19 protein-coding genes are annotated in these 18,397 nt (G+C 62.1%); 8 read left to right on the top strand and 11 right to left on the bottom strand.

What is annotated here, in order from left to right; all coding sequences use genetic code 11:
* Window positions 1-2: 2 nt before the first annotated feature.
* From BM229_RS11960 to BM229_RS11975, 4 genes are all read right to left on the bottom strand, one after another.
* On the bottom strand, window positions 3-245 hold the full coding sequence (locus BM229_RS11960; protein ID WP_067262181.1) for a DUF4170 domain-containing protein: 243 nt from the start codon (window positions 243-245) through the stop codon (window positions 3-5).
* 63 nt (window positions 246-308) lie between these two features.
* Window positions 309-1,085 (bottom strand): 3'(2'),5'-bisphosphate nucleotidase CysQ, encoded by a 777-nt coding sequence (locus tag BM229_RS11965; protein WP_093927849.1) that lies wholly within the window; start codon window positions 1,083-1,085, stop codon window positions 309-311.
* Entirely contained in the window at window positions 1,078-2,424 is a 1,347-nt protein-coding gene (locus tag BM229_RS11970; protein ID WP_093927850.1) for a TldD/PmbA family protein, read from the bottom strand. The genes BM229_RS11965 and BM229_RS11970 overlap by 8 nt, the downstream gene beginning before the upstream one ends.
* Before the next feature lie 110 nt (window positions 2,425-2,534).
* Window positions 2,535-4,064, bottom strand: coding sequence for a DUF2125 domain-containing protein (locus BM229_RS11975; RefSeq protein ID WP_093927851.1), 1,530 nt, complete (start codon window positions 4,062-4,064; stop codon window positions 2,535-2,537).
* 142 nt (window positions 4,065-4,206) lie between these two features.
* Between BM229_RS11975 and BM229_RS11980 the strand changes: the two genes are divergently transcribed.
* The 3 genes from BM229_RS11980 to BM229_RS11990 are packed head-to-tail and all read left to right on the top strand — an operon-like array spanning window position 4,207 to window position 6,772.
* Complete coding sequence (locus tag BM229_RS11980) at window positions 4,207-4,956, top strand: SDR family oxidoreductase (protein ID WP_093927852.1); 750 nt, start codon at window positions 4,207-4,209, stop codon at window positions 4,954-4,956.
* Complete coding sequence (locus tag BM229_RS11985) at window positions 4,953-5,597, top strand: enoyl-CoA hydratase/isomerase family protein (protein WP_093927853.1); 645 nt, start codon at window positions 4,953-4,955, stop codon at window positions 5,595-5,597. Before BM229_RS11980 ends, BM229_RS11985 begins: the two co-directional genes overlap by 4 nt.
* Window positions 5,594-6,772, top strand: coding sequence for a TIGR03862 family flavoprotein (locus BM229_RS11990; protein WP_093927854.1), 1,179 nt, complete (start codon window positions 5,594-5,596; stop codon window positions 6,770-6,772). The genes BM229_RS11985 and BM229_RS11990 overlap by 4 nt, the downstream gene beginning before the upstream one ends.
* On the opposite strand, the gene BM229_RS11995 is transcribed toward BM229_RS11990, so the two are convergent.
* The 5 genes from BM229_RS11995 to BM229_RS12015 all read right to left on the bottom strand — a co-directional run bounded on the left by BM229_RS11995 (window position 6,769) and on the right by BM229_RS12015 (window position 11,987).
* A complete protein-coding gene (locus BM229_RS11995) occupies window positions 6,769-7,362 on the bottom strand; it encodes a glutathione S-transferase family protein (RefSeq protein ID WP_093927855.1) in 594 nt (197 codons plus the stop codon). The two genes, BM229_RS11990 and BM229_RS11995, sit on opposite strands and share 4 nt — an antisense overlap.
* 19 nt (window positions 7,363-7,381) lie before the next feature.
* Window positions 7,382-8,380, bottom strand: coding sequence for a DNA polymerase III subunit delta (gene holA, locus BM229_RS12000; RefSeq protein ID WP_093927856.1), 999 nt, complete (start codon window positions 8,378-8,380; stop codon window positions 7,382-7,384).
* Complete coding sequence (gene lptE / locus BM229_RS12005) at window positions 8,377-8,877, bottom strand: LPS assembly lipoprotein LptE (RefSeq protein ID WP_067624415.1); 501 nt, start codon at window positions 8,875-8,877, stop codon at window positions 8,377-8,379. The genes holA and lptE overlap by 4 nt, the downstream gene beginning before the upstream one ends.
* The gene (gene leuS, locus BM229_RS12010) at window positions 8,864-11,410 is read right to left on the bottom strand and encodes a leucine--tRNA ligase (protein ID WP_093927857.1); all 2,547 of its coding nucleotides are present in this window, start codon (window positions 11,408-11,410) and stop codon (window positions 8,864-8,866) included. Before leuS ends, lptE begins: the two co-directional genes overlap by 14 nt.
* Before the next feature lie 82 nt (window positions 11,411-11,492).
* The gene (locus BM229_RS12015; RefSeq protein ID WP_093927858.1) at window positions 11,493-11,987 is read right to left on the bottom strand and encodes a DUF3576 domain-containing protein; all 495 of its coding nucleotides are present in this window, start codon (window positions 11,985-11,987) and stop codon (window positions 11,493-11,495) included.
* A gap of 277 nt (window positions 11,988-12,264) precedes the next feature.
* Here BM229_RS12015 and BM229_RS12020 point away from each other — a divergent pair, with 277 nt between their 5' ends.
* Together BM229_RS12020 and BM229_RS12025 are read left to right on the top strand one after the other, a co-directional pair.
* Window positions 12,265-13,173: a porin gene (locus tag BM229_RS12020; RefSeq protein ID WP_093927859.1), complete on the top strand. Its 909-nt coding sequence runs from the start codon at window positions 12,265-12,267 to the stop codon at window positions 13,171-13,173.
* Window positions 13,174-13,275: 102 nt separating this feature from the next.
* Window positions 13,276-13,929, top strand: coding sequence for a YggS family pyridoxal phosphate-dependent enzyme (locus BM229_RS12025; protein ID WP_093927860.1), 654 nt, complete (start codon window positions 13,276-13,278; stop codon window positions 13,927-13,929).
* Here BM229_RS12025 and BM229_RS12030 read toward each other — a convergent pair.
* Window positions 13,919-14,413, bottom strand: coding sequence for a L,D-transpeptidase family protein (locus BM229_RS12030; protein ID WP_093927861.1), 495 nt, complete (start codon window positions 14,411-14,413; stop codon window positions 13,919-13,921). The two genes, BM229_RS12025 and BM229_RS12030, sit on opposite strands and share 11 nt — an antisense overlap.
* Window positions 14,410-15,501: a GTP cyclohydrolase II gene (gene ribA / locus BM229_RS12035; RefSeq protein ID WP_093927862.1), complete on the bottom strand. Its 1,092-nt coding sequence runs from the start codon at window positions 15,499-15,501 to the stop codon at window positions 14,410-14,412. Before ribA ends, BM229_RS12030 begins: the two co-directional genes overlap by 4 nt.
* Before the next feature lie 162 nt (window positions 15,502-15,663).
* On the opposite strand from ribA, the gene BM229_RS12040 reads away from it, so the two are divergent.
* From BM229_RS12040 to trxA, 3 genes are all read left to right on the top strand, one after another.
* Window positions 15,664-16,350 (top strand): response regulator transcription factor, encoded by a 687-nt coding sequence (locus tag BM229_RS12040; RefSeq protein ID WP_093927863.1) that lies wholly within the window; start codon window positions 15,664-15,666, stop codon window positions 16,348-16,350.
* A 263-nt stretch (window positions 16,351-16,613) separates the two neighbouring features.
* Entirely contained in the window at window positions 16,614-17,402 is a 789-nt protein-coding gene (locus BM229_RS12045) for an exodeoxyribonuclease III (RefSeq protein WP_093927864.1), read from the top strand.
* A 54-nt stretch (window positions 17,403-17,456) separates the two neighbouring features.
* Entirely contained in the window at window positions 17,457-18,383 is a 927-nt protein-coding gene (trxA, locus tag BM229_RS12050) for a thioredoxin (RefSeq protein ID WP_093927865.1), read from the top strand.
* Window positions 18,384-18,397 lie beyond the last annotated feature (14 nt).

Genomic DNA, 18,397 nt, shown 5'->3' on the forward strand with positions numbered 1-18,397 from the left:
GTTTATTCCAGCTCTTCGGTGGGCGAGGCCGAGGTCTCTTCGTCGCGCAGGCGGTGCAGATGGGCGATGTAATAGCGCATATGCGCGTTATCCACGGTCCGGTGCGCTTCGGATTTCCATGCGTCATAGGCGCTGGCGTAGTTGGGGAAGATCCCGACGATATGGATGTCGTCGACATTCTTGAACGCGTTCTTGGTCGGATCGACAAGTTCGCCACCGAAAACAAGGTGCAGGCGTTGGGTCATGGAGCTGTCCTTTGATCTGTCAAAGCTGCGGTGCTGCGCCTAGTGCCTAGCAGATGGGGCCGGTCACGCAAGGGCGTCGATCAGGGCGCGCTGCACCGAGGGGCCACCCGCGACGATGCCATCCACGCGCGGGTCGGGGTTGTTGAACCTGAGCGGCGCGCCGGTGGCGGTTGTACAAGTACCGCCCGCCTCGGCTACGATCAACGTGCCTGCGGCGATGTCCCATTCCCACGTGCGGCGCAGGGTGATCATCGCGTCAAACGACGCATCGGCCACCAGCGCCATTCGGTATGCGAGCGAGGGACGGTAGCTGCGTTTGAACACAGGCGGTGCGCCGCCGTGCCAGCGTTCTGCCACCAGCGCGGGGCGGGCGGCAAGTACAGTCGCCCCGGCCAGATCGCCCACCTCGGAGGTACGGATCGGCGTGCCGTTCTGCGTGGCCCCACCGCCCCGGCTGGCGGCATAGAGCATGTCGCGCATCGGCAGGTAGACCACCGCCGCCGTGACCTCACCCGCCTCGGCCACCGCCAGCGAATGCGCCCATGTGTCGGAGCCTTCGACGAAACTGCGGGTGCCGTCGATCGGGTCGATGATAAAGACCCGTTCATGCCCCAGCCGGTCGGTGTTGTCCTCCGTCTCCTCGGACAGCCAGCCATAGTCGGGCCGGGCGTCGCGCAACTCCGACAGCAGCAGATCGTTTACCGCCAGATCGGCCTCGGTCACCGGGCCTGCGTTGTCGGGCTTGTCCCAGCGTTTCGCCGTGGCCCCGACAAAGCCGCGCGCCACGGCACCGGCCTTGCGGGCGGCGTCGATTAAAAGGGCGAGGTCCTCCTCAGGCACCGGCAAGGGTCATTCCCGGCACCAGCAGCGAGGGCACAACGCGGCTCAGATGGGTGCGTGCATCATTGGCGGGGATCATCGCCCGCAGCATGTCGCGCAGATTGCCCGCGATGGTGCATTCGTTGATCGCATGTGTGATCTCGCCATTCTCGACCCAGAGGCCAGAGGCGCCGCGCGAATAGTCGCCCGTGTTGGGGTTGATCGTGCTGCCGATCATGGAGGTCACCAAAAGCCCCGTGCCCATCTCAGCAATCAGATCGTCGCGGCTGGCCTCCCCTTGGGTCAGCGCAATGTTCCAGTTCGACGGCTGTGGGCCGGAGCTTGGACCGCGCGCGGCGTTGCCGGTGGGGGCAAGCGCCAGCTTACGGGCCGTCGCCAAGTCGAGCGTCCAACCTTGCAGAATGCCCTTGTCGACGACGGCACGCTGTTGGGTCGGCAGCCCTTCGGCGTCAAAGGGGCGTGAGCCGGTGGCGCGGATGCGGGTCGGGTCTTCGATCAGCGATAGGCCTTCGGGCAGCACCTGTTCGCCCATCGCATCGCGCAAGAAAGAAGCCCCGCGCGAAATCGCCTGACCGTTGATCGCGCCCAGCAGATGCCCGATCAGCGACGCTGCAATGCGTTCGTCAAACAGCACCGGATAGCTGCCGGTGGGGGGCTTGCGGGCACCCAGCCGCGCCAGCGCGCGTTCGCCCGCGCGGGTGCCGATCTCTTGCGCGTCGCGCAGGTCGGCCTGAAAGATGCGGCTGTCGCCGTCGTAATCCCGCTCCATCCCCGTGCCGCTGCCTGCAATGGCGACGCAGGACAGCCCGCGTTCACTGCGGGCATAGCCGCCCTCGAACCCGTTTGTCGCGGCGAGGTAAATCTCTTGCGCGCCATAGCCTGCGCCCGCCGATTGCACTTGGCTGACCCCCTTGACGGCCAGCGCGGCGGCTTCGGCGCGGGCGGCGTCCTCTTGCAGGGTTTCGGGGGAGGGTTCGGGCGTTGGATCGCAAAGCTCCAGCCCTTCGGCATCGCGGCGGGCAGAGAGTTGATCCGGATCAGCCAACCCCGAATAGGGGTCTTCGGGTGCTTCGCGAGCCATGGCAACAGCGCGTTCGGCCATTTCCTCAATCGTGCGCGACGATGTGTCAGAGGCCGAAACATTGGCCGAGCGGTGCCCGACGAAAACCCGCAGACCGATGTCCGTCCCTTCGGAGCGCTCCGCCTGTTCCAGCGCCCCGCCGCGCACCTCGATCGAGACAGAGCTTGCCGTGATCGCCATTGCATCGGCCGCATCCGCACCGGCATCGGTGGCCGCCTGCAAAAGGGACTTGGTCAATGCATCAAGGGCTTCTGGCATGGTTTGGCTCCGCTTGGGTTGCAAAAGGGGTAATCCCCCGCCCCGCAGGGGGCAAGGGTAACGCTGTATTTCCCCAGTTGAGAGAGCGCGGGAAAGCCAGCGCTGTGGGGTTATTTGATTTGCTGACCATTGGCGAGGATGCCGCCGTCTTCGGTAAACTCAATCTTTGAGGTCAAGGAATCTTCGCCGTCGCCCGGTACGGTAAAGAGACCCATCATCATCCGCGCGCCCATTGCCTGCTCTTGCGGGACCAGACCCATGGTCACCAATTTATCGAGCAATGTCACACCGCCGATCAGCGACAGGTCCAGCGAGCCGACGGGTTGGGGCATGCCGGGGGCGCCGCTCATGCCGTCATTGTCGAATGTGATGGCGCCCGTCGCGTCGAATTCAGCGCCAGCAAGGTCAAGGGTGACCTCATTCACGGTCAACTCGTGAATCTCTGCCGGTGCCTGATCGCCCATGGTGGATGCGACTTCGGGGTCCAGCAATTCAAACAGCATCTTGGCCTTGCCCGAAATATCGACGACCAATGTCGCTGGATCGCGGGGCAGTTGGCCAGTGGGGTCAAAGATGCCCCAAATCATGTCCGACATTTCAAAACTGTCGAGCGTGACGCCGAAGGCGAAGTCTTGCGGCTCGTCAGTCACCATGATCGGCATCTTCATGTCAAAGGCGCTTTCGGCCATGCTGAACTGGATTGGGAAGGGCATGTCAGCGGCGGTGACATTGACATCGATGTCCTGCTGGCCGCCCTTATAGGCGAGCCCCTCTGGCCCCATGCTGACGCCCAGCTTCGCGCCCGAAGAACTGCTGATCAGGCCGAAGTCGCCATTTTCGGGGTCTGAAACTTCCATCTCGGTGCTGCCCGCCCCAGCGGTAAAGTTGCCGTCAAAGGTCAGGCCTGCGCGCATCATCGCGGCCATATCCGAACCCGCGTCGATCATCGGCAATGCGCCACTGCCGTCAAACACAACCTGTGCCAAACCACCGTTCATCGCGACGCGCGCCGGGTCATCGGGGGTCTTCATCACTACGTCATATGTCAGGTTGTCGATGCGGCCCGATTGCTCATAGCTGCGCGTCTCGGTGCCGCTCATTTCAGTCCGGCTGCTGACGCCGGTCCCGGTTAGGCTGAACTTGGCCTGCTCTTCAGTGTAGCTTTGCTCGCCAACCTTCAGACCCGCCAGCGTGAGCGAGATCGTGTCGGCGGCATAGTTATATTGCAGCGCATCAGGGCTGCCGCTGGCGCGCATTACCGGGGCGGTCTGGGTGTAGTTTAGCACCATCGACACCGGCTCATCCTCGGGTGTTTCGGGGGCCACGTTGATGGTCATCGGCATCACATCAGGCATAAGGATGTTAACCGCGCCGTCGCTCTCTTGCTCAAAGTTCAGCGTGCCGAGGGACATGGAGAAATCGCCGCCGTCTTCGGCCATGTCCATTTTCAGGGTCACGTCGCTTACGGTAAGGTCATCCCCTTCCGTGGCCTCTTGGGCTTCGACCTGATAGCCCATGCGCTCCATATATTGGCGCCAGTCGCCCCAGACTTCTGCCGGGGTCAGATCGGCCCAAAGGGCCGTCGATGCCAGCGTAACCGGGAGGGAGAGAAACAGCGATGCTGTGGGAATGCGGGACATCAGAAAATCCTTTTCGGCAATGAGTTAGGCGCAGAGTCTGCCATTCCCTGCGTAGGGTCAAGCCACGCGAGGCTGGACCCTGATTGATCGGCGGATTACCACAGCACTTAAGCAATGACAAAGTTAGCGGAAGGATCATCACATGGATATGACAGGCAAGACGATCATGATTACCGGCGCCAGCCGGGGCATCGGCGCTGCGGCCGCGCGTGTCTTTGCCAAAGCGGGCGGCAATGTGGCCCTGCTTGCACGCAGTCAGGATGCCATCGCCGATTTGGCGGGGGAGTTGGGCAAACAGGCCATCGCCATCCCTTGCGATGTGACCCGCTATAACGAGATGTCCTCGGCGGTGGAAACAACCCGGCAGGCATTTGGCGGGCTGGATGTCTTGATCAACAACGCAGGCGTCATCGACCCGATCTCGCTTTTGGCCGAAGCCGAGCCGGCCGAGTGGGCCAAGGCCGTCGACATCAATGTGACCGGCGTCTTCCATGGAATGCGAGCAGCCCTTCCGGTGATGAAAGACGGGGGCGGCGGCACGATCCTCACGATCTCTTCCGGGGCGGCCCACGGTCCGGTCGAGGCATGGAGCCACTACTGCGCCTCCAAGGCTGCAGCGAATATGCTGACCCAATGCCTGCACCACGAAGAGGGCGGCAACGGCATCCGCGCCATCGGCCTGTCACCCGGCACGGTTGCGACCGACATGCAGCGCGACATCAAACAAAGCGGCGTAAACCCGGTAAGCCAGCTTGACTGGGACGTACATATCCCCGCCGATTGGCCTGCGCGGGCTCTGCTGTGGATGTGTGGCCCCGAAGCGGATCGTTTCTTGGGCGATGAGATTTCCCTGCGGGACGAAGACATCCGCAAGGCGGTGGGCCTCATATGATCGATCTCGACCGCGCAGGCGACATCTGGACCGTCACGGTCAACCGCCCCGACAAGGCTAATTCCCTGACCCATGCCATGCTGGTCGAGCTGGCTGAGGTCATGGAGGCGGCCCAGACGGCCCGCGCGGTGATCCTGACCGGGCGCGGCAAGGTGTTCAGTGCCGGGGCCGATCTTGACGAAGCCCGCGCGGGACTTGCGAAATCGGATGTTTGGGAGCGTCTTTCGGGCGCGGTGGCAGCACTGCCCGGACTGAGCATCGCCGCCTTGAATGGCACATTGGCCGGGGGCGCGATGGGCATGGCGCTGGCCTGCGATCTGCGCATCGCGGTGCCGGGGGCAAAGTTCTTCTATCCGGTGATGAAGCTTGGGTTTCTGCCGCAACCCTCTGACCCCGCGCGAATGGCGGCGCTCATTGGGCCTGCGCGAACCAAGCTGATGTTGATGGGCGGGCAGAAGATTACGGCAGAAGAGGCACTGACCTTTGGCCTGATCGACCGCATCGTTGACGGGGACGACCTGCTTACCCACGCCGCTCAGCTCGCCGCTGATACGCTTGCAGCACCCGCCGAGATCGCCAGTGGGATCAAAGAAATGTGCGCGCCAGAGGGCGGCGTCTTCGATCCGCAAACCCGTCGATGAAGAGCGCGCTGGTCATCGGGGGCGGCCCCGCCGGGTTGATGGCGGCAGAGGTCATGGCGGATGCAGGGCTGTCGGTGACGCTCTGTGAAGCAAAACCCTCGGTCGGGCGCAAGTTTCTAATGGCAGGCAAATCCGGGCTGAACTTGACCAAGGCAGAGCCGTTCGATCCGTTCCTCGCAGCCTTTCAGGAGGCAAGCCCCGCCCTGCGTCCGATGCTTGAGGCGTTTGATGGCCAAGCGGTGCAGGATTGGACCGAAGGCTTGGGACAGGAGGTTTTTACCGGCTCCACCGGGCGGGTCTTTCCCCGTGCGATGAAGGCCTCACCGCTGTTGCGTGCATGGTTGGCACGCTTGACCGAGCGCGGCGTGCAGATCAATACCCGCTGGCAATGGCAGGGCTGGGAGGGCGATGCACTTGTTTTCAACACGCCAGAGGGACCAGAGCAGATTGAAGCAGATGTAACTGTACTCGCCCTCGGCGGCGCAAGTTGGAAACGGCTGGGCGCGACAGGTGCATGGGCACCGCTATTGGTTGAGCGCGGAGTGGGATTGAGCGATTTTGCTCCAGCCAATGTTGGTCTGCTGGTCGATTGGTCGCCCCATATGGCGCGGCACTTCGGCGCGGCGCTAAAGGGGGGGGCATGGACTGCCGGCCCTTACCACTCACGCGGGGAGGCGGTGATCTCAGCCAAAGGGCTGGAGGGTGGTGGCATCTATTCCGTTTCGCGCGGGCTGCGTGAAGGACATGGGCTGGCGCTTGATCTGTTGCCGGACTTGCAGGTTGGCGACGTGGCGGCGCGTCTGGCGAAACCGCGCGGCAAGGACAGTCAGGCGAACCACCTGCGCAAGCGTCTGAAACTTACCCCCGCGCAGATCGCGTTGCTCCAAGAAATGGCGCGCCCGCTGCCGCAGAATGCCGAAGCTCTGGCCGCCTTGCTGAAAGGCCTGCCCATCGCCCATGCCGGGCTGCGCCCCATGGATGAGGCGATTTCGACGGCGGGGGGGATAGCGCTCGACGCGCTGGATGCGGGGCTGATGCTGTGCGAGGTGCCGGGCGTCTTTGCCGCCGGGGAAATGCTGGATTGGGAAGCGCCCACGGGCGGCTATCTGATCAATGGCTGTCTGGCGACCGGCCATTGGGCGGGCCGCCATGCTGTCGATTGGGTCCGGCGTTAACCGTTTTCTTTGGCCATCGCCGCGACGAAAGCGGGGCGTTCGCGCAGGGATTTCGCCCAGAGGTTCAGCTTGTCATCCACACGCGGGAATTTCGCGCCGATCGACCAGTTGACGCAATGTACGGCTAGCAAGTCGGGGACGGTGATCTGATCGCCCATGAGAAACGGTCCCTCAAGGCGGTCGGAGAGCGCATTGGCCGCGCGCTCGAACTCGGCCTTTAGGCTGTCTTTGATTGCTGGCACACGCGCTTCTTCGGGGAAAACAAAGCTGTGTTTCGCAGCCGCCCAAAGCACGGCGTCGAATTCGTCAATCAGCCAAAAGGTCATCGCATCCTGCTGCGCGCGGGCGGGCGTTCCGGCGGGGGCGGTCAGCGCGCCGTGCTTGTCGGCCAGATAGGTCATGATCGCGATAGAATCGGTCAGCACCTCATCGCCGTCCACCAGCGCGGGGATCTTGCCTGAAGGGTTGTATTTGCGCGCCTCTTCCGAGCGGGGTGCGGCGGGGTTCAGCGTGTAGGGCTGGCCCAATTCTTCGAGCATCCACATGACGCGAAACGCGCGGGACTTGGTGCCGCCGATGACTGTGTACATTGAATTTCCTCTCCCAAAATCAACGTTGTGCGCCCAGCATCGCCAGACGGATAAAGGCCCGCTCGACCAAAGCCAGCGCCGGGGCGTGCTGCCCGGCAGAGCGCAGCTTGAGGTCGGTCTCGGTCAGCACCGCAAGCGCCGTTTCCAGCTTCACCGCGCCCCAGTTGCGCGCCTGCCGCATCGCGCGGTCGCGGTCGCGCACACCATAGATCGGCGCGCCGGGGTTGGCGGCGATGCGGTAGAGGGTGCGGAAATGCCGGGTCGCCATGATGGTCAGCGTCACCGGGTTCACGCCTTGGCCTTGCAGCTTGCTCATCACCGGGCCGATCTCGGCGGCGCGGGTCTCGGCGACCACATGCAGGATGTCGTCGACCTCGGCCTCGGTCGAGGTGGGGGCGCAGGCGGCGATGTCTTCCAGCCCGATGGGGCTGCTGTCGCCCAGTTTGTAGAGCGTGATCTTTTCTAGCGTTTGGCGGAAATCGCCCGGATCTAGGGTGCGGGCCAGATCGCTGAGCGCGGCCATCGCGTCGGCTTCGGGGGTGAGGCCCGCATCCTTTAGCATCTGTTCGATCTCGGCCCGGTCGGGCGGGTTGTCATAGATCGCGGTGGCATAGGCGTTGGGGTGGCTCTCAAACGCTTTGAGCACCTTGGAGGTCTTCTTGAGATCGCCCGCCGTGACGATGATCTGCGCATCGCCCGGCTGCCAGTCTTTCAGCGCGTCGAGCAGGATTTTGGCGATATTGTCATTCGCCTCTTCCACCAGCGCCGCTCGGGGGCCGGGAAAGAACCCGACGGCCTTGATCGCGTCCAACAGCATCGCCGGGTCGCGGCGCAATTCGCCTGCGGGCATCCGGCTGAGGCGCATTTCCTCTTCGGCATTGGCGCCGAGCAGGTTTTTTAGGAATTCCTGCCGTTTCAGCGCCACGCGCATGGCATCGCTGCCGTAGATCAAAAGCCCCGTCCGCGCGGGGTCAGGCCGCGCGAAATAGGGTTTCGCCTCGCGCGGGGTGAGCTTCATTGCGGCAGGTCAGCCGCGTAAAGACGGCTCACGACGAGGTCAGCCAGAATCACCATCAGGCGTTCCTGCGCATCCAACTCGGCGGCGCGGGTGGCAACGGTGGTGCCGGTGGCGGAATAGCCGGTGAAGCTTTCGACCTTGCCCGAGGTCACGATCTGCCCGCTGTCGAGGTCGCGCAGGGCGTAAGAGGTGGTGCCAAGCAGGTTATAACGCCGAGTGTTGCCTTCGCTGTCGATGGCCAGCCCGTCTTCGGTTGTGGTGGTGGTCAGCGCCAGCCCCCAGCGGGGCGTGGCCGCGCGGCCCAAACGGCTTTCCACCTCGCGCACCAGGAAATAGCCAAAGCGGTCTTCGGGCGCATCGACCAGCACGCGGTTCTGCAGGGCCGTGCCCGCGCCGCCGGGGCCATAGACCGGCTCAAACCCGCAGGCGGCGAGCGCCAGCAGGGGAAGGGCCAGCAGGAAGCGGCGGCGCATATGAGTGGGCTTAGGCAACGACATTCACAATCCGTCCGGGCACGACGATGACCTTTTTCGGTGTGGCCCCGTCCAGCGTTCGAATGACAGCTTCATGCGCCAGCGCGATTTTTTCAACCTCTTCCTTCGGCATGTCGGCGGGCACCTGAATTTCCGCCCGGCGTTTGCCGTTGATCTGGATCGGCAGGGTCACAGTGTCATCGACCAGCATCTTCTCATCGGCCTTGGGCCATGGTGCCTTGGTGATCAGCCCTTCGCCGCCTTGATGCGCCCAGATGTCTTCGGCCAGGTGCGGGGTCATCGGCGACATCAACTGCGCCAGCGTCATGATCGCTTCGCGCTGCGCGGCATAGCCCGCCTTGGATTTCTGCAAAGTGGCGGTGAAGGCATAGAGCTTGGCAATCGCCGCGTTAAAGCCGAAGGATTCCACGCCCATCGTTACGTCATGGATCGTCTTGTGCATGGCGCGGAGCAGGTCATCATCGCCGGTGCCGGTTGCATCGCGGTCCATTTCGCTCACGCGGTCGCAGATGTTCCACACGCGCGACAGGTGCTTGTAAGACGCCTCGGCGCCGCTGGCGGTCCATTCCACGTCCCGCTCGGGGGGCGAATCGCTTAGCACGAACCAACGCGCGGTGTCGGCGCCGTAGTTCGAGATGATGTGCAGCGGGTCGACGACGTTTTTCTTGGACTTCGACATTTTGGCGGAGGGGATGATCTCGACCTCGGTGCCGTCTGCCAATTTGCCCTCGGTCACCTCTTCGGGGAGGTGATAGACCGGGCGGCCATTGCCGTCGCGCGTCTGGTAGATCTCATGCGTCACCATGCCTTGGGTAAAGAGCGCGTCGAAGGGCTCAACAGCGCTTTCGGGCAGGTGGCCGGTGATCTGCATCGCACGGGCAAAGAAGCGCGAGTAGAGCAGGTGCAGGATCGCGTGTTCGATGCCGCCGATATATTGATCGACGTTCATCCAATATTGCGCGTCTTCCATGACGGTCGGCGTCTCCGCGCGCGGAGCTGTGAAACGGGCGAAATACCAGGAGCTGTCGACGAAGGTGTCCATCGTGTCGGTCTCGCGCAGGGCGTCCTTGCCGCAGGCGGGGCAGGCGCAGTTGCGCCATGTCGGGTGGCGGTCAAGCGGGTTGCCGGGGGTGTCAAAGGTGACATCGTAGGGCAGCTCGATCGGCAGGTTCTCTTTCTTTTCGGGCACCACGCCGCAGTCATCGCAATGAATGACCGGGATCGGGCAGCCCCAGTAGCGCTGACGCGAGAGGCCCCAGTCCCGCAGACGGTATTTGGTGACGCCTTGGCCAATGCCGTTTTCCTCGCAAAAGGCGATGGCGGCGTCGACGGCGTCTTCGCCGGTCTGCCACTGGTTGCCCGCGAAGCCACGGTTGTAGAACACCTTTTCCGACTTCTGCGGCACGAAGGCCTCGGCCAGTTTGGGCGAGGCGTCTTCCGAAGGCAGGAAGGTCGAGATGATCGGCAGGTCGTATTTGCTGGCGAAATCGAAATCGCGCTGGTCGTGGCCGGGGCAGCCAAAAATCGCGCCGGTGCCGTAGTCCATCAAGATGAAGTTCGCGATATAGACCGGCAATTCATGTGCCGTGTCAAAGGGATGGCGCACGCGGATGCCGGTGTCATAGCCCAGCTTCTCGGCGGTTTCGATGGCTTCCTCGGTGGTGCCGCCCTTGCGGCATTCGGCACAGAAGGCGGCGACGGCTTCGTCGTCCCGCTCCAGCGTCTTGGCGAGCGGATGGTCGGGCGAGATGCCGACGAAGGAGGCACCCAGCAGCGTGTCGGGGCGGGTTGTATAGACCTCGATCCGGTCAAAACCCTCGGGCGCTTCAATGGTCGAGAAGGCAAACTGCAGCCCGCGCGATTTGCCGATCCAGTTGGCCTGCATCAGTTTGACCTTGGCGGGCCAGTTGTCGAGACTGTCGAGCGCAGAGAGCAGTTCCTCGGAGTGGTCCGAAATCTTGAAGAACCATTGCGTCAACTCACGCCGCTCCACCGGCGCACCAGAGCGCCAGCCGCAGCCGTTTTCGACCTGCTCGTTGGCCAGCACGGTCATATCGACCGGGTCCCAGTTTACCACGGCGTTCTTGCGGTAGACCAGACCCTCTTTGAGGAAGTCGAGAAACAGCGCTTGCTGCTGACCGTAGTAACCGGGGTGGCAGGTGGCGATTTCACGCGACCAGTCGATCGACAGGCCTAGAGGTTTCATCTGCTTCTTCATCTCGGCGATGTTGTCATAGGTCCAATCCGCCGGGTGGCCGCCAATGGCCATGGCGGCGTTTTCGGCGGGCATGCCAAAGGCGTCCCAGCCCATCGGGTGCAGCACGTTATGCCCTGTTGCGATCTTGTAGCGCGCGATCACGTCGCCCATCGTGTAGTTGCGCACATGGCCCATGTGGATGCGACCCGAGGGGTAGGGGAACATCTCAAGCACATAGTACTTCGGCTTGTCAGCGTTGCGAACGGCCTGAAAAATGCCGTCCTTTTCCCAGGCTTGCTGCCAGCGGGCTTCGATCTCGGCGGGGGTATAGCGGGGCATGAGGGGACCTTCGTGACATGAAAAACGCCGGGCTGCTGCTTTCACAGGGCCCGGCGTTGGAAAGGTGTTGAGTTTAGCGGGCTCAGAATTTGCTGTCGGACACGCGCATTTCCCGCGCCCGGCTTAGGATCGCATCCTCTACCGCACGCGAGGTGGCCCGTGCGACAGGCTGGCCGCCCGAGGACTGCAGTGCGACGTTGAGCGAGCGGGCATCAAGCGCCGGATCGTCAATCAGAACCGTCGCGCGGTAAGCACGGCCACCGCCCGGCGGGGTGCCGTAGCCCGTGACGATCACGCCGGTGAAAGGATCGACCGATTGCACCGGCAAGAAGTTCAATACTTCAAGCGAGGCCGACCACAGGTATTTGTTCACCGAAACACTACTGTCCGTGTTCTTGCGGTTAAAGATCGACCAGATCGTGTTTTCCGGGTTGGTCTCAATGTTATTAGGGTTGTTTGAGTTGGTGTATTGATCTGGCCGTTCCGTGGCAGGGCTACCAAAGCCCCCACCACAGGCGGCAAGCGCGCTAAGCGCCAGAACGGAGATCGCCATCTTGCAAGCGGTACGAAGGGCCATTGCAGCTTTCCTTTGCCTGTTTGCGCTCCGGTCTATCCAAGCGGGCCCATATCGGCAAGGTCTATGTCATAGGAGTGTGCATGCGGGGCAGGCGCTGTGTGGGCGCTGTGTACAGCCCGAGACGGCCAAACTGTGGCATAGCTGCACCAGCCCCGGTGACATTGTAGGTGGGCGGCCCGTGAACCTTGCCAAGTGCAGGGCATTGGGGGCAAACACCCTTCATACCCTTACCGGATTCCCCGGTCTGGGCATATGAATTCAAACCGAGGGAAAACTCATGAAAAAAGTTCTCTTCGCTACAACAGCCCTGGTTGCGACCGCCGGTGTAGCAGCAGCAGACGTGACATTCGGCGGCTACGGCCGTTTCGGTATCATGTACAACGACAACGACTCCACAACTGGTGACAGCTCCACAGACGTGACTTCGCGTTTCCGTCTGCAGATCGACGCGACAGCTGAGTCCGACGCTGGCGTTGTCTTCGGTGCACGCACTCGCATCCAGCAGAACAACACAGACAACGGCAACGATCCTGCCGGTTCTGACCTCAACGGTGTTCGCTTCTTCGCTCGCACCGGTGGCTTCGAAGTTGGCGTTGGTAACATCTTCGGTGCTCTGGAATCCATGCCAGGTCAGTACCCTGTCGACATGGGTCTGACCGGTCTCGGTTATGACTACACCGCGTTCAACGACCGTGGCGACCAGTACTCCTCCAGCGGCAGCGGCGCAGCCGGTGCAAACGGTCTGGAAGTTCTGTACTCCGCTGGTGATCTTGCTGTGCACGTGTCGGCTTCCGACGACAACGACCGCGTTGCCGGTTACGTTGCGTACACATGGAGCGGTTGGACCTTCGCAGTTGGTGGTCAAGACTCCGACAGCGCAGCTGACACCGAGTGGACCGCATCCGCTGGTGGTTCCTTCGGCATCGCAGACGTGACTTTGGCCTATGCTGACAACGGCACCGGCGGTGATCGTGTTGTTCTGGCCGCGCGCTTTGACGTTGGTGCAGCGACAGACGTAGAAGTCTATGTTGCTGACAACAGCGACTCGACAGACTCTGCAAACGACACCGGCTACGGCGTTGACTTCAACCACGACCTCGGCGGCGGCACCTCGCTGCGCGGTGGTGTGGTTAAGCAGATCGACGGCGACACCGTTGCCGACATGGGTGTTCGCTTCAACTTCTAAGTTGAACGACATACTCTGAATATTGGGGCAGGCCTTTCGGTCTGCCCCTTTTCTTTTGCGCGATGCTGGTGTTCTCTGCGCGCCTGAAATGGAGGACCGAAAATGAGTCTGAGCGACATAAAAAATCGTATCGCCAAGGCTGAAGCCGATGCAGGCCGCGCGGCGGGATCGGTCAAGCTGATTGCTGTGAGTAAGGTGCAGCCTGATGCCCGCGTGCGTGCGGTATTGGACGAAGGGCATCGCATCTTTGGTGAGAACCGCGTGCAAGAAGCGGCAGGCAAATGGCCGGGGTTCCGCGAGGATTTCGCGGATGTTGAGCTACACCTCATAGGCCCCTTGCAAACCAACAAGGTCCGTCAGGCGATGGAACTGGCCGAGGCGATCCACACGGTAGACCGTCCCAAACTGGCCAAGACCATCGCGCGCTTGGCGCAGGAGATTGGCCGCTGTCCCGACCTCTTCATTCAGGTGAATACCGGCGAAGAAGATCAGAAGGCCGGGGTGATGCCCCGTGAGGCGGATGATTTCATTGCCGAATGCCGGGCGCTGGACCTGCCGATCAAGGGGTTGATGTGTATTCCCCCGGTAGATGAGGCGCCATCGCTGCACTTCGCATTACTTGCCAAGATCGCCGCGCGCAACGATTTGAACGGCTTGTCGATGGGCATGAGCGGTGACTTTGAGCAGGCCATTGCCCTTGGGGCGACCCATGTGCGTGTCGGCTCTGCTATTTTTGGTGAACGGGTTAGCGAATAATTAACCGCGTCGCCGGGCCGACACGGGTGGCGATCTCATGAAGATCGGCCCGTGCAAAGGCGATGCAGCCCTCGGTCGGATAGCCCGGCCGCCGCCACTGATGAATAAAGATCGCGGAGCCGCGCCCGGCTTCGGCTTCTGGCCAGTTCCAATCGGTCAGAATCACCAGATCATAGAGCGGATCAGCGCGGCGCAGCGCCTCGTGGCTATGGGGGTAGGGGGCATGGACGCGGTGGTTGTAGTCAGGCTGGCCGCTGGCGTCGGACCACAGATCACCGGGCCCGATCGGCTGTGCCCAAGCGCTTGGGGCAGGGATACGGTCAGGCCGATAGAGCATCCCCACCAAACGATGGATCCCGCGCGGCGTGGCCCCGTCGCCTTCGCGTTTGTCATGGGTCAGACCGCCCTTGCCGATGCTACAGGCATAGCGCCGCCCCTGAAACCGCAGGCCCGTCGGCGTCAGAACCATGTCACTCGGCGTCACAGAAGATGTCCCGATTTCGCGGCCTTGGTAGCCAGATAGGCGCTGTTGTGGCGGTTCTCGCCCACGGCCAGCGGGACACGTTCGGTGACGGCAACGCCGCTTTGCTCCATCATGCCCACCTTGCGCGGGTTGTTGGTCAGTAACCGAACGGCGGAGAACCCCATCGAGCGCAGAATGTCCGCGCCGAGGCGGAAATCGCGCTCATCATCCTCAAAGCCGAGGCGATGATTGGCTTCAACCGTGTCAAAACCCTGATCCTGCAAAGAATAGGCGCGCATCTTGTTGGCAAGGCCGATGCCGCGCCCCTCTTGATTGAGGTAGAGCAACACGCCATTGCCTTCGCCCCCCATCTGCGCCAGTGCCGCGCGAAGCTGTGGGCCGCAATCGCATTTCAGGCTGCCCATAAGATCGCCGGTGAAACAGGCCGAGTGCAGACGGCAGAGAACGGGCGTGTTGCGGGCAGGGCGGCCAATCTCGATCGCGTAATGCTCTTCGCCACCGTCTTCGGGGCGGAAGATATGCAGACGACCCGCCTCAGACACTTCCATCGGCAAACGGGCGTTGACCACCGGATGCAGGGCACTGCGCCGCGCAAGGATCGGGGCGGCAGCGGTGAGGTCGATCAGGGTTAGCCCGTGCAGACGCGCGAAGTCAGCACCCTGCGGCAGATCGAGCACCAATGCAGCCGGCAGCATCCGCGCGGCTTTTACCAGATCAAGCGCGGCGCTATGGGCGGCCGTATCCCCGCCCCGCGCGGTCTGCAGCGGCCCTTTCATCGGGGCGCGCAGGTCATCCGCCGGATCAGCGATGCTTTGCACCCAAGCGGGCGTTGCACCGGGGGGCAGCAGCACGCGCGCGAGATTGCCGTCATAGGCGCGCGCCTTAAGCGTTTCCGCCCGCCGCGCGGTGATTGCCAGCACGGGCGCACCGCCCAAGGCCAACACATCCATAAGGCGCTGCGCGGTCAGCGTCTCCGCCGCCAGCACGAGAGCGGCCTGCGTCCCATCCGTCAAAACCACGGGCACGCCCATGCGTAAATCGGCCCGCGCACGCGCCAGTTGCTCGGTGATATCCGGGGCGAAACTCATGGTTTGTTGCAACTCCGCAAAGGCATCAGCGTTTACCTAAGTTATTTCCAAAGGAATTGAAACATTTCACGCTTTGTTGACACGAGGCTGTGAGGCAGAGGTCACATCCCTTGTCGGAGCCCCTGCCGAAGCGCATGTATAAGACAACAGACGGAGAGATAGATGCCCCAGCTTAAGAAAATCCTGCTCGTTGATGACGACGATGACCTGCGTGAGGCGCTGAGCGAACAGTTGATCATGACCGAGGATTTCGACGTTTTCGAAGCCGCCAATGGCACCGAGGCGATGACCAAAGCCAAAGAGGCGCTGTACGATTTGGTGATCCTTGATGTGGGCCTGCCGGACACCGATGGGCGCGAACTGTGTCGCTTGATGCGCAAACAGGGGGTGAAAAGCCCGATCCTGATGCTGACGGGCCATGACACCGATGCAGATACGATCCTTGGCCTTGATGCGGGGGCGAACGATTACGTCACCAAACCGTTCAAATTCCCAGTCCTTTTGGCCCGCATCCGCGCGCAGTTGCGCCAGCATGAGCAGTCCGAAGACGCGGTGTTCCAGCTTGGGCCATATACGTTCAAGCCCGCGATGAAGGTGCTGACAACGGAAGACGACCGCAAGGTACGCCTGACCGAGAAAGAAACCAATATCCTCAAATTCCTCTACCGCTCAACCGATGGTGTCGTACCGCGCGATGTGCTGCTGCATGAGGTCTGGGGCTATAACGCTGGCGTCACGACCCACACGCTGGAAACCCATATCTACCGCCTGCGGCAGAAGATCGAGCCTGACCCCTCGAATGCCCGTTTGCTGGTGACTGAATCCGGTGGTTATCGCCTGATGGCATAAATCATGGAACCATTTCCAACCCCGCGTGGTTGGAAACTCTGAGAGGCGGGGTTTTCATGACCCGCCACTCGGTTTGAAGCCCGACTTTTGTACCCGGGTTAAAGGTACATACCTCCCTGTTGGACTGGCCGGGCCGTAGTGCCCGGCCTTTTTTTATCTTCTGTCCATCTTTAGCCCCAGTGACCTGTGCGCAGATTTCCTCATGGCACCCCCGCGCCGCCCGCGTTACTGTGCCGGACCACCCTCAGACCGGAGCCTGCCCCATGTCCTTTTCCCTCGCCACTTGGAACATCAACTCCGTCCGCCTGCGCGAGCCCTTGGTGCTGAAACTGCTGGCCGAACACGGGCCGGATGTGCTGTGCCTGCAAGAGTGCAAAAGCCCGGTCGATAAAATCCCGGTCGAGGCGTTCAAGGCGGTTGGCTATACGCACATGGTGGCGCGCGGTCAGAAGGGCTACAACGGCGTGGCGATCCTGTCGAAGCTGCCTCTGCTGGACGCAGGCGATCAGGATTTCGCCATGCTGGGCCACGCCCGCCATGTGGCGGCCAAGCTGGAAAACGGCACCACGATCCACAACTTCTACGTCCCCGCTGGCGGTGACAAACCCGACCGCGAGATCAATGAGAAGTTTGGACAAAAGCTCGATTACCTCTCGGAAATGCGCGACTGGTTTCATAGTGAAAAGCCCGAGAAGTCGATCCTTGTGGGTGATCTGAACATCGCCCCGCGTGAGGATGACGTCTGGGACCACAAGAAGCTGTTGAAGATCGTCAGCCACACCCCGGTGGAGGTCGAAGCGCTTGGCGCGGTGCAGGATGCGGGCAATTGGGTCGACATCACCCGGCAGGACGTGCCAGAGGGCAATCTCTATAGCTGGTGGTCCTACCGCGCCGCCGATTGGGACGCCGCTGATAAGGGCCGCAGGCTCGATCACATCTGGGCCACCTCTGATATCGCACAGGCCGGACACTCCAGCCATATCGTCCGCGATGCACGCGGTTGGGAGAAACCTAGCGACCACGCACCGGTTTTTGCCAGTTTTGACCTTTGAATCGGACCACCGCACGTCCATATAAAGCCAAACGCGATTAGCGAGGATGACAGCATGATTGACCTGAACCTTTCCACCGCCGCCCCGGCCTCGGCAGATGCCGACCTAATCAAGGACACGACCGAAGCGACCTTTATGGCCGATGTGGTCGAAGCTTCGCAGACGGTGCCGGTCATCGTTGATTTCTGGGCGCCTTGGTGTGGCCCGTGCAAGACGCTCGGCCCGATGTTGGAAGACGCCGTGCGCGCTGCGAATGGTGCGGTAAAGATGGTGAAGGTCGATGTCGATCAAGCGCAGGCGATTGCAGGGCAATTGCAGATCCAATCGATCCCGACAGTCTATGCTTTCTACAAAGGTCAGCCGATTGATGGTTTCCAAGGCGCGCAGCCGCAGTCCGAAATCAAGGCCTTCGTTGACCGCGTGGTAAAAGCGGGTGGTGGCGAAGCGCCCGGTGATACGCTGGCCGACGCCGTGGCCGCTGCCGAAGAAATGCTGACCGAAGGGGCTGCGGCCGACGCGGCGCAGACCTTTGCCGCGATTTTGGAAGAAGACCCGATGAACGCCCCGGCCTATGGTGGCATGGTGCGCGCCTATATCGCGATGGGCGAGTTGGAGCAGGCCGAAGCTCTGCTGAATGGTGCGCCGATCGAAATCTCCAAGTCGCCTGAGCTAGAAGCGGCTCATGCTCAGCTACAACTGGCGCATCAAGCGGCCAACGCGGGCCCGGTGGCCGAGCTGACCGACACGGTTGAGGCCAATCCTGACGACCATCAAGCGCGCTTTGATTTGGCTCAGGCGCTTTATGCGCATAACGATGCCGAAGGGGCGGTGGATCACCTGCTGGAGCTTTTCCGCCGGGATCGTGAATGGAATGAGGGCGCTGCCAAGACCCAGATGTTCACCATTTTCGAGGCGTTAAAGCCCAATGATCCGGTGGTCTTGAACGGGCGCCGCAAACTGTCGTCGATGATATTTGCCTGAGGAGCCGGGCGCAC

The sequence above is a fragment of the Sulfitobacter dubius genome (assembly GCF_900113435.1).
Lineage (GTDB): Bacteria > Pseudomonadota > Alphaproteobacteria > Rhodobacterales > Rhodobacteraceae > Sulfitobacter > Sulfitobacter dubius.